The organism is Actinomadura sp. ATCC 39365, assembly GCF_054392275.1.
In genome coordinates this window covers 894033-909342 of sequence record NZ_CP184335.1, presented here as the reverse complement: position 1 = coordinate 909342, position 15310 = coordinate 894033, and the positions used below count along the sequence as shown (strand labels likewise).

Sequence of the window (15310 nt, the reverse complement as noted above, 5' to 3'; positions counted from 1 at the left end):
AAGAAACGGGTAGAGACTTCAGCCCGCCCAGGCGCCCGTGAGGAAGCGGGCCGCGTTCAGGTACATGAGCGGCCCGCAGATCATCGCGTACAGCACGATCACCCAGGGCTTCCTGGTCGCCACCTTGGCGACCAGGATCCACAGCGGGAACCACAACAACAGCGAGCGCGGGATCGACAGGTAGTACGCCGAGGTCATCAGCGCCGCCGCCTGCAACCCGCAGTAGACGGCCTCGCTCCACCTGCGCAGCGCCAGCAGCCACACCAGCACGCCCACCGCCAGCACGGCCCCGGCGATCTCCATGCGGAAGGCCACCGCGAAGTCGTCGGTGCCCATGGCCGAGTTCCACGTCGTGCGCCATGCCTCCCAGGGCCAGACGAAGTCGCGTCCCCAGCCGGCCTCCTGGGCGTGCTTCCACGCCAGCCAGTCGCCCGACCGCCGGTAGTGGTAGAAGGAGTACGCCGCCAGCGGAAGGAACGGCACCGCCAGCCATCCGGCCCGCCGCCACGACTCCCTGCTCCTGACGAACTCCACCACCAGCGCGACCGCCAGGAACAAGCCGGTGATCCGCACGCACGACGCCCCCGCCGCCAGCAGGACGGCCTGCGGCCAGCGTCCGAGCCGGGCGGCCAGCCACGCGGGGATCGCGAAGGCCAGGAACAGCGACTCGCTGTAGCCCGCCGACAGGAACACGGCCATCGGGAACAGCAGCAGCGCCAGCACCGCCATCCAGCCGGTCGCGCCCTCGAACTCGGCCAGCCTGGCCAGCGCGACCATCGCCACCGCCCCGGCGGCCAGCGAGATCAGCAATCCGCAGATCGCCCAGTCGGGCACCACGAGATGCAGCGCCCGCAGCACGACCGGCAGGCCGGGGAAGAACGCGGGCAGGCCGTCGTCGCGTGGTTTGCCCGGTTCGCCGTCGTACCCGTACTGGGCGATCGTGACGAACAGGCCGGCGTCCCATTGACGCCACTTGCCGGCGTACTCGGCCAGGGTCAGGCCGAGCAGCGTCGACAGCAGGAGCCCGGCCCGCGATCCGAGCCACAGCAGCAGCGCGTCCCGAGCGGCCGAGCGGGTGATCATCTTGTCTTCAGCACGAACCGGTCGGGGGCGTCGTCGAACACCCCGCCTGCCTGGTCGTCGACGCCGGCCTGGCGCACCACGTCCCGTTCAGGACGCAGGATGTCACGGACGACGAACGCCATCATGATGCCGATGGTGATGACCCGTCCCCAGACGGCGGTGAAGTAGGTGTCGTCCCCGATGCCCAGGTCGTCCCTGCTGAGCGGGGACTGGGCGAGCAGGTAGAGCCAGATCGCCGCGAAGTACCAGACCTCGGCGAGCTGCCACAACGCCAGCGGCTTCCACCTGGGCCTGGCCAGCACCGCGAACGGCACCAGCCACAACACGAACTGCGGCGACCACACCTTGTTCGTCATCATGAACGCGGCCAGGGCGAGGAAGCAGAGCTGCGCCAGCCGGGGCCGGCGCGGCGCGGTGAGCGCGAGCACGGCGATGCCCAGGCAGAGCACGGCGAGCGTCACCATGCCGAGCGTGCTGACGTCGGCCTCGCCCAGGACCCCCCAGCCCTTGCGCTGGAAGAACAGCCACGGCGAGCCCCAGTCGATGCCGCGTTCCTGGGAGAAGACGTAGAACCGGCGCCAGCCGTCCCAGGCGAAGACCATGAAGGGCACGTTCACCACGAGCCAGGCCGCCGCGGCCGACCCCAGCGTCACCAGGAACGGCCGCCAGCGCGCGGTCCGCAGCGTGAGCAGGAACAGCGCGCCGAGGAACATCAGCGGGTAGAACTTGGTCGCGATCGCCAGCCCGAGCAGCACGCCCGCGAGCACCTGCCGCCTGCGCGCCCAGGCCAGCAGCATGCCCATCGACAGCGCGCCGGCGACCAGGTCCCAGTTGATGTACGCGGCCAGGATCACGGCGGGCGAGATCGCGTACCACAAGGCGTCCCACCGGCGGGTGGGCCCGGCCACCGCCGCCATCAGCAGGACGCCGGCCACCAGGCAGATGCCGAGCAGCAGGACCGTCAGGTCGTAGAACCGGACGGCCTGCGCGACCTGGTCGAGCTCCAGCTTCCGCGAGATCCAGGCGATGACCTGCATCACCTCGCCGAGCACCACGGGGTACTCGACCTGCTTGTCGAACGGCACGTCGGCGAAGTACGGGTTCTGGGTCGCCAGCTGCCGGTCGAAGTACAGCGGGTAGATGTCGGTGTAACAGAAGTTCGTGTACGTCTGGACCTGGTCGTTCCATCCGCCGGTCCGGCACGGCAGCCGCACGACGTAGCCGAGCACGGCCCCCAGAGCAGCGATCAGCCCCAGGGGCAGGTACGGCACGGCACGCGCCGCCAGCGGGACGCGTGCCTCGGTCGTGGTCACCACTCCTCGTGTCGGGCGCTCATCTGCGAGGTTCCCGTCGGCCGGGAGTCGGGCACCTTGCCGCCTCCGCCGCCGCTCAGGATGCCGTGGTCGTCGGCCTCGGGGATGCCGGTGTCGCCCTGCGAGTCGTCGGTGACGTCACCGCTGTCGTCGTTGCACGGCGCGACCAGGCAGTTCTGCTCGCTGCCGTCGTCGAAGGGGTTGTCCCCGCCGTCGTCGAACGGGTTCGTGGCGGTCGGCGTCGGCGTCGGCGTCGGGCGCTCCACGATGTTCTCCGGCAGGCCGATGTCGGCCTTCTGCGGGAACTGCTCGATCGGCTTGCCCTCGTGCGCGGCGAGCATGAAGCGCCGCCAGGTCGCGGTGGGCGGGCCGGCGCCCTCGAAGCCGAGCGGGGCCTCCACGGCCGTGGTGTACGGGTTGTTCGGGCCGTACTTCTTGCTCGGCTTCTTCTCGTTGGGGACGACGGGACAGTTGGAGTGCCGGGGCTGAACGACCTTGCGTGTCTTGGTCACGCACTGCTCGCGGTAGAACCCCACAGCAGTGGAGATCTGCGGCGTGTAACCGACGAACCAGGCTTCCTTCTCGTTGTTGTTGGTGCCGGTCTTGCCGGCCGCGGGCCGGTTGCCGAGCCCCTGGCCACGGGCGGTGCCGCTCCTCAGCACCTCCTGCATGGCGGTCGTCGCGTCGGCGGCCACCTCCGCGTCGATGACCCTGGACGAGGTCCGCTGCTCGGGGTAGACGACCTGGCCGTTGAGCTTGACGTCCTGGACCACGTGGTACTTGGTGTACTTGCCGCCGTTGGCGAAGATCGAGTACCCGGCGGCCTGCTCGACCGGCGTCACCAGGGCGCTGCCGATGGCGAACTGGAACTGGTGGTCCTTGACGTCCTGGTCCATGCGCCCCTTGTCGAACCCGGCGTTCTCCACGAGCTCCTTCACCTCGTCGAGCTTCCCGGGCAGCTTGTACGCCATCGACACGTACGCGGTGTTGACCGACTCGGCCGTGGCCTTGACCACGTCGACGGCCTGGCCGACGTTGTGGCTGTTGCGGAAGCCGCCGTCCTGCTGGCCGGGGATGACCTTCGGCACGGTCTGGTTGCCCGGCACGTAGCTCTTGAGCGAGTAGCCGGCCTGCAGCCAGGCCGCCAGCACGTACGGCTTGAACGCGGACGCGGCCTGCTTCTCGGCGTCGAAGGGCTCGTTGAACGGGTCGGTGATGAAGTTCGAGCCGCCGTAGAAGGCCAGGACTCGGCCGTTCCGCGGGTCGACGGCGGCCAGACCGGCGTGGAACTCCTTCGACATGTTCGCCGTCGTGGCCTCGACCGCCGTCTTGGCGGCCTTCATGAGCTTCTCGTCGAAGGTCGAGGTGATCTGGTAGCCGCCGCTCCTGACCATGTCAGGGGTGAGCTTGCGCTGCTTCAGCTCCTCCAGCACCTGCGTGATCATGTAGCCGCGCAGGCCCGCGTAGACTTCCTTGATCTCGCCCTTGTAGACCTTGGGGAACTTGGCCTTCGCCGGCAGGTCGCCGTACTTCTGGGGCCACTGCTCGGCCATGTACTTGATGGTCGTGCTCCACCGTTCGCGCAGGCCGGGGTCGTCGGGGCCCCAGCTCGGGCGCTGGATGCGGGCGGCCAGGTAGGCGCCCTGCTCGGGGGTCAGGTCCTTGGCGTGCACGCTCTTGCCGAAGTACGCCTGCGAGGCGGCCTCGACACCGTATGCGAGGCCGAAGTTCACGGTGTTGAGGTAGCGGGCGAGGATGTCTTCCTTGCTCAGCGTCTGGTTGAGCTTGACCGCGACGAAGATCTCCTTGAGCTTGCGCTTGACGGAGACCTCCTGGCTGAGGCCGTCGTAGTAGCCGCGGGCCATCTGCTGGGTGATGGTCGAGGCGCCCTGGAGCTGCTGGCCGGTCGCGGTCATCCACACCGAACGGGCCATGCCCGAGATGGAGACGCCGGAGTCCTCGTAGAACGTCTTGTTCTCGATGGCGACCGTGGCGTCCTTGACCGTTTCCGCCATCTTGTCGATGGTGACGGTCTGCCGGGGCACGCCGAGCTTGGCGAGGACCTTGCCGTTGCGGTAGTAGAGCGTGCTCTGCTGCGCCACCGCCGACGCCTGCGTGCCCTCGGGCACCGGCGTGAGGTTGTACGCGACCATGATCATGCCGAAGATGCCGGCCGCCAGCACGACCACGCTGGCCACGACGATCTTCCAGCTCGGCACGAACCGGCGCCAGCCGCTGCGCTTCCTGCCCGGCGGGCCGGGCGGCTCGGGCGGCTCGCCCTGCCCGCTCGCCCTGCGCGAGCGCCTGGGCGGCGCGTCGCTGACCATCGTCTCCTGGTTGCTCATCGACCGCGTGTCCTGTCGCGCCCGGGAGCGGCTGCGCGGCGTCGGCTCCTCGCGCCCCTGGGGCGCCCCGTTCTGGGGCTGCGGTCCGGAGGCGGGGTCGCCGTACGGCTGCGCGGACATCGCACCCGTCTGCTCGTACGCGGCTTCAGGACGACGCTGCTGCTGCGAGGCACCCCAATCGGAATCGCCGGTTTGGGGAGGAGAACCTGGGGGCACAGAACGGGATGAGTTGGAGCGACGGCGCCTTCCCGGGCGGGCCGTCCCCTCATTCATGCTGTTACTCACACGTCCTCGCATCGTCGTCGGATAAAAACGGCGTATGGGCGTGAGGTGACTCGCCGCCCTCGGTGTTCACGGTTGGCCGACGAGGTCTGGCGGTCCGTTGCCGAGGACGAACGAGACCGTCAGGTGGTTCCAGGAACAACCTTGGCAGACCTCGACGACGTACACCCGGAACTCATCGTAATCATGGGCCATTTCGACAAGCTCTGACGTGGCCTTTGCCTGACCGGCATGCCGTCCCAGCGAATCGCCGAAGACATAGGTCACGTTGGTGACGTTCTCCCTCTCGCACACCGGGCAGAGACGTTCGGTCGGTTCGCCGAACACGCGGGCCGCGCGAAGGAGGTACGGCTGTGCGTCACAGAGGTCCCCGCGCGAGGCACGGCCCACCTCCAGGGAACGGACCGCTGCCCGCTTGGCGAGGCCGTAGTCCACCACCCTCCGCTGTGACCACATGAGCGCCAGACTACGGCGTTTTACCGAATCATCCCAACGGCTTGGCAAATCCTTTGATTGCGGCTTTATAGCGAATCGACGTATCCTCTGGATGTATCGACTCGATACATCGACGCGAGAGGGGGCGGTTCCAGTGGCCAGCGGACAAGGCAGAGTTCTGGAGCTAGCCGTGCTCGGGTCGCTGCACGAACAGCCGCTACACGGCTATGAGCTGCGCAAACGGCTCAACGCCCTGTTGGGCATGTTCCGTGCGTTCTCCTATGGATCGCTGTACCCCTGTCTGCGATCACTACTGGCCCAGGGCCTCATCGTGGAGGAGCAGCCCGCTCCCGCCACGATGGTCGGCGGCCGGTCGAAAATCGTCTACAAGCTCACCGCGGAGGGCAAGGAACGCCTCCAGGAGCTGCTGACCCAGGCCGGCCCGTCAGCCTGGGAGGACGAGAGCTTCGGTGTGCACTTCGCCTTCTTCAGGCACACGGAGGCCGAGGTGCGCCTGCGCATCCTCGAAGGCCGCCGCAGCCGCCTGGAGGAGCGCCTCGACAGCGTGCGCACGGCGCTGGCCCGTACCAGGGAGCGGCTCGACAGCTACACGCTCGAGCTGCAGCGCCATGGGCTCGAGTCGGTCGAACGCGAGGTGCGTTGGCTGAACGAGCTGATCGCCACGGAGCGGCGGGCCTCGGAAGGGCCCGAGAGAGATACCACGTCAACTGATGAGTAAGGGAGCGAGTGCGATGGGTTCGGTTCGCGTGGCCATTGTCGGTGTCGGCAACTGCGCGTCTTCGCTGGTCCAGGGCGTCCACTACTACAAGGATGCGGACCCGGCCGCGCGAGTGCCGGGCCTGATGCACGTGAAGTTCGGTGAGTACCACGTGGGTGACGTCGAGTTCGTCGCCGCCTTCGACGTGGACGCCAAGAAGGTCGGCCGCGACCTTTCCGAGGCGATCGTCGCCAGCGAGAACAACACCGTGAAGATCACGGATGTGCCGCCGACCGGGGTGACCGTGCTGCGCGGCCACACCTTCGACGGTCTGGGCGAGTTCTACCGCGAGATCATCGAGGAGTCCGACGAGGAACCCGTCGACGTGGTCAAGGTGCTCCGCGACAACCAGGTCGACGTGCTGGTGTCGTACCTGCCGGTGGGCTCGGAGGAGGCCGACCGCTTCTACGCGCAGTGCGCCATCGACGCCAAGGTGGCGTTCGTCAACGCGCTGCCGGTCTTCATCGCCTCCGACCCCGAGTGGGCCGAGAAGTTCACCGAGGCCGGGGTGCCGATCGTCGGCGACGACATCAAGTCGCAGGTCGGCGCCACCATCACGCACCGCGTGCTGGCCAAGCTGTTCGAGGACCGCGGTGTCGAGCTGCTGCGCACGTACCAGCTCAACTTCGGCGGCAACATGGACTTCATGAACATGCTGGAGCGCAGCCGGCTCCAGTCGAAGAAGATCTCCAAGACGCAGTCGGTCACCTCGCAGATCCCGCACGAGATGGGCAAGGCCGACGTGCACATCGGCCCGTCGGACCACGTGCCGTGGCTCGACGACCGCAAGTGGGCGTACGTGCGCCTGGAGGGCCGCTCGTTCGGCGACACCCCGCTGAACCTGGAGTACAAGCTGGAGGTCTGGGACTCCCCCAACTCGGCCGGCATCATCATCGACGCCGTGCGCGCGGCCAAGATCGCCCTCGACCGGGGCATCGGCGGCCCGATCCTGTCGGCGTCGTCGTACTTCATGAAGTCGCCGCCGGAGCAGTACTCCGACGACGAGGCCCGCGAGTACGTCGAGAAGTTCATCAAGGGTGAGGTCGAGCGCTGACCTGTGGGCCCCTCGCGGCCGCGGCTCAGCCGCGCGCGGCGGGGGCAGTTCGTCGTCGGGGGCCGGACGCCAGGTCATCGGGTCGGCGCCCAGCTCGCTGAGCAGCGGCACCTGCTCCCTGCACCACGGCGAGATCGCCAGCAGGCCGCTGCGCACGCCCTCGGCGAACTCCTTCCACGGCATCCAGCGCACCTCCCCCACCTCGTCGGGGTTGGGCGCCACCGGGGCGTCGACCGTGACGCGGTAGACCGGGCACAGCTCGTGCTCGACGATGCCGTTGCCCATGACGGCGCGGTAGGAGAAGCCGGGCAGCATGAGATCGGCGCCGCCGGCGTGCAGGCCCAGCTCGTAGGAGAGCCTGCGGATGACCGCCCGGCCGAGCGGCTCGCCCGGCAGCGGGTGGCCGCAGCAGCTGTTGGTCCAGACGCCGGGCCAGGTGATCTTGTGGCTGGCCCGCCTGGTGAGCAGCACGCGGCCTTCGGGGTCGAAGACGTAGCTGGAGAAGGCTAGATGGAGCGGGGTCTCCCGGCCGTGCACCGACGTCTTGGGCGCGGTGCCGAGCGCGTGCCCCTCGCGGTCGACCAGCACAACGTGTTCCTCAGTGGTCACGCTTTGAAGCGTACGAGATCGTCGTGCGCCTTCGGAACCCGCCCGGCCACCTCCGGCGCATCCTATGCCGCGGTGCGCCCGGCTAGGCTGACGGGGTGTCATTCGTCGCCGATCTCCGCGTCGTCCTCCAGGGCCGTGACTTCCGACGGCTGTTCAGCACGCGGCTGGTCTCCCAGTTCTCCGACGGGATCTTCCAGTTCGGCGTCACGAACTTCGCCTTCTTCAGCCCGGAGAAGCAGACGACCGCCCTGGCGGTGGCCGCCGGCCTGGCCGTGCTGTTCCTGCCGTACAGCGTGCTCGGGCCGTTCGTCGGGGTGTTCATCGACCGGTGGTCGCGGCGGCAGATCCTGGTCGTCGCGCCGTTCGTGCGCGGTGGGCTGCTGCTGGTCGCGGCGGCGCTGGTCGCCTCCGACGTGCCCGACCCCGTCTTCTATGCGGCCGCGCTCGGCGTGCTCGGGGTCAACCGGTTCTTCCTGGCCGCGCTCGGCGCCTCGCTGCCGCACGTGGTGCCGTCCGACCGGCTGATGGCGGCCAACGCGGTGACGCCGACCTGCGGCACCGTGGTCACGTTCGTCGGCGTGGGCGTCGGGTTCCTGCTGCGCGAGGTGTTCGGCGACAGCGACCGGGGCATCGGGCTGCTGCTGGTCGTGTCCGGCGTGATGTTCGGGCTGAGCGCCCTGGTCGCCCGCACGATGGACCGCGCGCTGCTCGGGCCGTCCTACGACCCCGATCAACCCCAGGCCCGCGAGGCCCTGCGCAACGTGGTCGCGGGCCTGGTCGACGGCGCCCGCCACCTGGCGCATCGCCGCGACGCCGCCGCGACCATGGGCGCGATGGCCGCCCACCGCTTCCTGTACGGCATGGCCACCGCCCTCGGCATCATCCTGTACCGCTACTACTTCACCGACGGCGATCCCGACGCCGCCCTGCGCGGCATCGGCCTGGTGGTGGCCGCCTCCGGCTTCGGCTACTTCCTCGCGGTGATCATCACCCCGTACGCGACCGAGCGGTTCGGGATCGGCCCCTGGGTGGTCATCGCGCTGTCGTCGGCCGGCGTGCTGGCGGGCGCGCTCGTCCTGCCGTTCCAGACGTGGGGGCTGCCGATCGCCGGCTTCGTGCTGGGCGTGGCCGGGCAGAGCGTCAAGATCTGCGCCGACACGACCGTCCAGCGCGACGTCGAGGACGCCTACCTCGGCCGCGCCTTCTCGCTCTACGACATGCTCTTCAACGGCATGTACGTGCTGGCCGCCGCGCTCTCTGCCGCGATCCTGCCGCCCAACGGCAAGTCGTACCTGGCCGTCGTGATCATCACGGTCGGCTACCCCCTCGCGGGGCTGGCCTACCGGATGGTCACGACGTCGTCGTCACGCTCCCAGGCCGTGTGACCTCGCCCAGTCGAGCAGCGCCTGGGTGGCCGCCTCCTTGCCGAGCACGCCCTTGTCCAGCCTGAGGTCGAGCAGGAACTTGTACGCCTGGCCCACCACGGGCCCAGGGCCCACGCCGAGGACGGCCTGGATCTCGTTGCCGTCGAGCTCGGGCCGCATCTTGGCCAGCTCCTCCTCCTCGGCGAGCCGGGCGATGCGCTCTTCGAGCTGGTCGTAGGTGCGCGACAGCGCCGCCGCCTTGCGCTTGTTGCGGGTGGTGCAGTCGGCCCTGGTCAGCTTGTGCAGGCGGCCGAGCAGGTGGCCGGCGTCGCGCACGTAGCGGCGCACGGCGCTGTCGGTCCACTCCCCCGTGCCGTAGCCGTGGAAGCGCAGGTGGAGCTCGACCAGCTGGGAGACGTCGGCCACGACGTCCTTGGGGAACCTCAGCTCGGTCATGCGCTTCTTGGTCATCTGCGCGCCGACGACCTCGTGGTGGTGGAACGACACCCGCCCGCCGGCCTCGTGGCGCCGGGTCTTGGGCTTGCCGATGTCGTGCATGATCGCGGCCCAGCGCAGGATCCGGTCGGGCTTGCCGTCCTCCTCCTGGGCGATGGCCTGGTCGAGGACGGTCAGGCTGTGCTCGTAGACGTCTTTGTGCCGGTGGTGCTCGTCGATCTCCAGGCGCAGCTTGGGCAGCTCGGGCAGCACGTGCGCGGCCAGGCCCGTCTCCACCAGCAGGCGCAGGCCCTCGCGCGGGTTGGCGCCGCAGAGCAGCTTGTCGAGCTCGTCGCGGATGCGCTCGGCCGAGACGATCTCGATGCGCTCGGCCATCGCGGTCATCGCCGCCAGGGCGGCCCGGTCGACGCCGAAGCCGAGCTGGGAGGCGAACCGGGCGGCCCTGAGCATGCGCAGCGGGTCGTCGGCGAACGAACGCTCGGGGGTGCCGGGCGTGCGCAGCCGCTTGGCGCGCAGGTCGTCGAGGCCGCCGTAGGGGTCGACGAACTCGTGGCCGGGCAGGCGCACCGCCATCGCGTTGACCGCGAAGTCGCGCCGCTCCAGGTCGGCCTCCAGCGTCTCGCCGTAGGCGACCTCGGGCTTGCGCGACTTGGGGTCGTAGGACTCGCTCCGGTACGTGGTGATCTCGATCAGCCAGTTGCCCTTGCGCAGGCCGACGGTGCCGAAGTCGATGCCGATCGTCCACACGGAGTCGGCCCAGTCCCTGACGACGTCGAGCACCCTGTGGGGGTTGGCGTCGGTGGTCAGGTCGAGGTCGTTGCCGACGCGGCCCAGCAGGATGTCGCGCACGGGCCCGCCGACGAGGGCCAGCTCGTGGCCGTGGTCGGCGAACAGGCGGCCGAGCTCGTCGGCCACCGGTGCGATCTTGCGGAACAGGTCGTGCATCGCCCGCTGCTGGCTTTCGGTCATTGTTGAGTCGGACAAACCCTGTCGGTCCTTCGATTCCGGAACATATCCCCCGAGCCACATCAGGTCCGGGTTACCTTCGGTCTGGGGACCGTCGGGGGCCATGGAACAGGGCGAGACGGAGGAGGACTTCATGAAGGACGCCCTCGCGATCCACCGCTGGCTCCTCGCACACCAGGTCCATCATGAGATCGTACGCCTTCCGCGCCCCATGACTTGCGCGGAGGAACTGCCGGAGACGGTCTCCGCGGAGCCCGGGCGGTGCGTCGTGGTCACCGTGTTCGACGTCGCCACCAGGATCGGCAGCGAGGTCGTCGTCGCCGTCGTGTCCACCGCGGCGGCCCCGCCCCAGCCCGGCGTCGTCGGGGGCCTGCTGGGCGCCCGCCAGGTGCGGCCGGCCCCGGCCTTCCTGGTCAACTCGGCCACCGACTACACCGACGGGCTCGTCTGCCCGCTGCTGCTGCCGGAGTCGCTGCCGGTGCTCATCGACGACCGGCTCGTCGCCGACGACATGGCGGTCTTCACGGCCACCGGCGAACGGCACACCGCACTCTGTCTTCGTGCGCTCGACCTGCTGAACCTCCTCACCGGCAAGACCGTCGACCTGCGTACGCCCCGACCACGGGGAACACGCGAGGCGGTCGCGCCGCGGCACTGAACCCGTACCATTGCGGGCGTGCGCCGTCGTACCCCAGCTCTGGCATGCGCGTGATCCGTAAGGTCGCGCTGCTCGCCGTGATGTCCGTCGCGTCGCTCGCCCCCATGGTGGCGGCGGCGCCGAACTCTGCTGCCACGGTGGAGGCGGCGCGGGAGACGCTCTCGGTCTCCATCACGTCGATCACGCCACAGGTGACGAGCAGCCCGACCGACGAGATCAAGTTCACCGGCACGGTCCGCAACGACACCGGAACCGCGCTCGGCCCCCTCCGCGTACGCCTGCGCTACACGAGCGAACGTTTCTACGACCGCGCCTCCATGGCGGCGTACCAGACCGACCAGAACAACGCCACGCTGCCCGGCAACGTCTCCCGCACCTCGGCCATGGACATCCCGGCCCTGGCCGTCGGCGGACAGGCCACCTGGACGTTCACGGCGACCCCGATCCAGCTCGGCTACCGCGCGTTCGGCGTCTACCGGATCGCCGTCGACGTCTCCCAGAACGAAGTGCCGATCACGGCGCAGCGCACGTTCCTCACCTATGCCCCGCCCACCACGCCGAAGCTGCCGCGCAACAAGCTGGCCGTCGCCCTGCCCGTCATCGACCAGCCCCACCGGGGCTCCGACGAGACGTTGTTCGTCGACGACAAGCTGAGCCAGGCGCTCAGCGGCAAGGGCCGCCTGGCCGACCTGGCCCGCATCGCGCAGACGGCGCCGAAGAAGGTCACCTGGTTCGTCGAGCCGTCGCTGCTCGACGACCTGAAGGCGATGACCAAGGGCTACCACGTCAAGACCAAAGACGGCACCGAAGGCAAACCGGCCAACGACACCGCCGGCACCTGGCTGTCCACCATGAGCACGGCGCTGGCCGCCTCCCCCGTCATCGCCACCCCCTACGGCGACCCCGACGTGGCGGCCCTGGCCCACCAGGGGCTCGACGCGCAGCCCGGCCGGGCGATCGAGCTCGGCGGCCAGACCGCCAGGGCGCTGCTCAACCGCAACGCGCAGACCTCGATCAACTGGCCGCCCGCGGGCGTGCTCGACGCCGACGCGCTCGACCTGCTCTCGGTCAGCCCCGGCAAGGTCTCCACCGTCCTGCTCAACTCCACCAACCTGCCGCCGCAGCCGCCCGTCAGCCACACGCCCGACGCCGCCGCCACGCTCGACACCGTCGCCGGCCCGGTCAAGGCGCTGGTCGCCGACGCCGAGCTGAGCCGGCTGTTCGAGCCGACCGCGCCCACGACGGTGCTGCTCAGCACGCAGCGCTTCATCGCCGAGACCGCGATGATCGCCGCCGAGACCGGGCAGGTCGAGCCGCGGTCGCTGGTCGTCGCGCCGTCGCGCCGCTGGGACCCCAACCCGACGCTGGTCACCAGCCTGCTGAAGACCGCGGACAAGCTGCCGTGGCTGTCGATGACCACCCTCGACTCGATCAAGCCGAGCAAGACGGCCACGCCGCGGGCCGGGCTCACCTACACCGACCAGGACCGCAAGGAGGAGCTGAGCGCCAAGTACCTGGCCCCCGTCAAGGAGGTCGCCACGCAGGCGCAGCTCACCGCCTCGGTCACCGGGACCAAGGCGCCCTCGGCCTTCGACGCCGCGGTGCTCAGGCTCACCTCGTCGGCCTGGCGCAACAACACCCGCGCCGGCCGCGCGGTGACCAAGCTCGTCGGCACGGCCGTCGACGAGCGGATCGACAAGATCCAGATCACCGACGCGCCGCGCACGCTCGCCGGCAGCAACGGCGTGGTGCCCATCAGCGTGAAGAACTCGCTGGACAAGCCCGTCACGCTGCACATCGACGTCAAGTCCAACGACCGCGGGCGGCTGCAGATCCAGCCTCCGCCGCCGGAGCCGCTGGTGATCGGCGGCAACCAGAGCGGCACGCTCCAGGTCTACATGACCGCCACCACCAGCGGCGACGCCACCGTCACCGTGCAACTGCGCACGATCGACGGCCTGCCCTACGGCAAGCCGCAGCGCCTGACCATCCGCACCACCGGCTACACCGGCATCGCCCTGGTCATCGTGGGCGCCGCGCTGACGGTGATGCTCGCCGCCGTCGTGACGCGGATCCTGCGCCGCCGGTCGGAGCGACGGCTCGCGCGAGCGGGCAAATCCCGGGAGAGTGAGACCGTATGAGCCGCATGCTGCGGGCCAGCGCCATCATGGCGGCGGGCACGATGGTGTCCAGGGTCACCGGGTTCGCCCGCACGATGGTGCTGGCCTACGCCATCGGCACCGCGGCGCTGGGCGACTCCTACAACGCGGCCTACGCGATCCCGTACAGCATCCTCGACCTGCTGCTGCTCGGCGTGCTGAGCAGCGTCGTGGTGCCGATGATCGTCCGGGCGCAGCAGCACGACGCCGACGGCGGCCGCGCCTACGAGCAGCGCCTGCTGACGCTGGCCACCGCCGTGCTGGTCGTGGTCGCCGTGCTCGCCGTGCTGGGCGCGCCGCTGCTCATCGACCTCTACACCGACTGGGACCGCGGCAGCATCAAGTTCGAGACCGGGGTCATGCTGGCCCGGTTCATCCTGCCGCAGCTCGCCTTCTTCGGGATCGGCGCGGTGGCGGGCGCCATCCTGAACACCCGCGACCGCTACGGCGCTCCCATGTGGGCGCCGGTGCTCAACAACCTGGTCGTCATCTGCGTGTTCGTGGCCTACGCCGTGGTCGGCAGCGGGTCCGACATCGAGGCGGTCACCACCGGCGACCTCGCGCTGCTCGGTCTCGGCACCACGGCGGGCATCGTCGCCCAGGCGGTGGTGCTGATCGTCGCGCTCAAGCGGGTGGGGTTCTCGTTCGTGCCGCGTTTCGACGTGCGCAACGCCCGGCTGGGCGAGATGGGCAGGGCCGGAGTCTGGACCATCGGCTACGTGGTGGTCACCCAGCTCGGGTTCATGCTGACGACCAACCTGGCCAGCTCGGCGGGCAACGAGGTGGCCGGCCACGGCATCAGCCCGTACACGCTGGCGTTCCAGCTCTTCCAGCTCCCGTACGGGATCATCGGGGTGTCGGTGATCACGGCGATGCTGCCCCGGATGAGCCGGGCGGTGGGCGAGGGCCGGCTCGACGACGTGCGCACCGAGTTCGGGTCGAGCGTGCGGCTCATCTGCTCGCTCATGGTGCCGGTCTCGCTGCTGCTGATGGTGCTCGGCCCGGCGATCACCGTGCCGATCTACGGCCACGGCGCCAACAGCGTCGCCGACGCCGTCTACATCGGGAACGTGCTGCAGGTCTACGGCCTCGCGCTGGTGCCGTTCGCGGTGTTCCAGCTCCTGCTGCGGGTGTTCTACAGCTTCGGCGACACCCGTACGCCGGTGTTCGTGGGGGCCGGCACGACCGCGGTCAACGCGCTGCTCATGGTGATCTTCTTCGTGCTGCTGCCCGCCCGCTACGCGGTGATGGGCCTGGCGCTGGCGTACGCCGTCGCGTACGGGCTGGGCGCGGTCCTGGCCTGGACGCTGGCCAGCCGCCGCGTCCAGGGCCTGGGCGGCTGGACCATCGGCACGGCGCTGACCAGGATGTACCTGGCCTCGCTGCCCACCGCCGTGCTGGGGCTGCTCACGGTCTGGGTGGTCACTCAGCTGTTCGGCGGTCTCGGTTTCGTCAACTCGCTGATTGTCCTGGCCGTGGGTGGTGGGCTGGGACTGTTGCTCTATCTCGCCGTCGCCCACAGGATGCGCATAGCGGAGGTCAACTCACTCGTTGGTATGGTCGCCAGACGCGTAGGTCGGTAGTAATTGGGAAATCCGGCATATGGACGGACTTGACCACGACGGCTGACGAGTTTCCCGCTGGCAAAGAACGCGGGCGGAATCGACTCGGCACTACCATGGTGCCCGACACGCGCGAATGGAAGCAGGAGGGGCGTGGGCGGATCCACCCGGCATAGCGTGCCTACGTGGGACACCACCACGCAGGTGAGTCGAGTCATGAGCACGCCCGATCGGCCTAGCGGAGAG

At 69.4% G+C, this 15310-nt stretch carries 12 protein-coding genes and 1 pseudogene; 7 read left to right on the top strand and 6 right to left on the bottom strand.

Annotated features, from left to right (window positions below; all coding sequences use genetic code 11):
- Nucleotides 1-18: 18 nt before the first annotated feature.
- From ACNF49_RS04890 to ACNF49_RS04875, 4 genes are all read right to left on the bottom strand, one after another.
- Nucleotides 19-1083: a mannosyltransferase family protein gene (locus ACNF49_RS04890; RefSeq protein WP_357973991.1), complete on the bottom strand. Its 1065-nt coding sequence runs from the start codon at nt 1081-1083 to the stop codon at nt 19-21.
- The gene (locus ACNF49_RS04885; protein WP_482942927.1) at nt 1080-2396 is read right to left on the bottom strand and encodes a glycosyltransferase family 87 protein; all 1317 of its coding nucleotides are present in this window, start codon (nt 2394-2396) and stop codon (nt 1080-1082) included. The genes ACNF49_RS04890 and ACNF49_RS04885 overlap by 4 nt, the downstream gene beginning before the upstream one ends.
- Entirely contained in the window at nt 2393-4861 is a 2469-nt protein-coding gene (locus ACNF49_RS04880; RefSeq protein WP_482942926.1) for a transglycosylase domain-containing protein, read from the bottom strand. The genes ACNF49_RS04885 and ACNF49_RS04880 overlap by 4 nt, the downstream gene beginning before the upstream one ends.
- Nucleotides 4862-5092: 231 nt before the next feature.
- On the bottom strand, nt 5093-5479 hold the full coding sequence (locus ACNF49_RS04875; protein WP_352322948.1) for a DUF5318 family protein: 387 nt from the start codon (nt 5477-5479) through the stop codon (nt 5093-5095).
- Nucleotides 5480-5612: 133 nt separating this feature from the next.
- Here ACNF49_RS04875 and ACNF49_RS04870 point away from each other — a divergent pair, with 133 nt between their 5' ends.
- From ACNF49_RS04870 to ACNF49_RS04860, 3 genes are read left to right on the top strand one after another with little or no spacing between them, the layout of a single operon-like run.
- Nucleotides 5613-6197: a PadR family transcriptional regulator gene (locus ACNF49_RS04870; RefSeq protein ID WP_125640646.1), complete on the top strand. Its 585-nt coding sequence runs from the start codon at nt 5613-5615 to the stop codon at nt 6195-6197.
- Between the two features lie 13 nt (nt 6198-6210).
- Nucleotides 6211-7290, top strand: a complete 1080-nt coding sequence (locus ACNF49_RS04865) for an inositol-3-phosphate synthase (protein ID WP_357974001.1) — start codon at nt 6211-6213, stop codon at nt 7288-7290.
- Entirely contained in the window at nt 7274-7537 is a 264-nt protein-coding gene (locus tag ACNF49_RS04860) for a hypothetical protein (RefSeq protein WP_482942924.1), read from the top strand. Before ACNF49_RS04865 ends, ACNF49_RS04860 begins: the two co-directional genes overlap by 17 nt.
- Here ACNF49_RS04860 and idi read toward each other — a convergent pair.
- Nucleotides 7453-8001: pseudogene (gene idi, locus ACNF49_RS04855) on the bottom strand (isopentenyl-diphosphate Delta-isomerase); the annotation flags it as partial. The gene ACNF49_RS04860 and the pseudogene idi overlap by 85 nt on opposite strands.
- Between idi and ACNF49_RS04850 the strand changes: the two are divergent.
- Complete coding sequence (locus ACNF49_RS04850; protein WP_482942923.1) at nt 7995-9284, top strand: MFS transporter; 1290 nt, start codon at nt 7995-7997, stop codon at nt 9282-9284. The pseudogene idi and the gene ACNF49_RS04850 sit on opposite strands and share 7 nt — an antisense overlap.
- Here the strand turns inward: ACNF49_RS04850 and ACNF49_RS04845 are convergent.
- Entirely contained in the window at nt 9264-10688 is a 1425-nt protein-coding gene (locus ACNF49_RS04845) for a CCA tRNA nucleotidyltransferase (protein ID WP_357974010.1), read from the bottom strand. The genes ACNF49_RS04850 and ACNF49_RS04845 overlap by 21 nt on opposite strands.
- A 100-nt stretch (nt 10689-10788) precedes the next feature.
- Between ACNF49_RS04845 and ACNF49_RS04840 the strand changes: the two genes are divergently transcribed.
- From ACNF49_RS04840 to murJ, 3 genes are read left to right on the top strand one after another with little or no spacing between them, the layout of a single operon-like run.
- Complete coding sequence (locus ACNF49_RS04840; RefSeq protein WP_482942922.1) at nt 10789-11343, top strand: aminoacyl-tRNA deacylase; 555 nt, start codon at nt 10789-10791, stop codon at nt 11341-11343.
- 44 nt (nt 11344-11387) lie between these two features.
- Nucleotides 11388-13484: a DUF6049 family protein gene (locus tag ACNF49_RS04835; RefSeq protein WP_482942921.1), complete on the top strand. Its 2097-nt coding sequence runs from the start codon at nt 11388-11390 to the stop codon at nt 13482-13484.
- The gene (gene murJ, locus ACNF49_RS04830; protein WP_357974020.1) at nt 13481-15085 is read left to right on the top strand and encodes a murein biosynthesis integral membrane protein MurJ; all 1605 of its coding nucleotides are present in this window, start codon (nt 13481-13483) and stop codon (nt 15083-15085) included. Before ACNF49_RS04835 ends, murJ begins: the two co-directional genes overlap by 4 nt.
- The last annotated feature ends 225 nt before the right edge of the window (nt 15086-15310 follow it).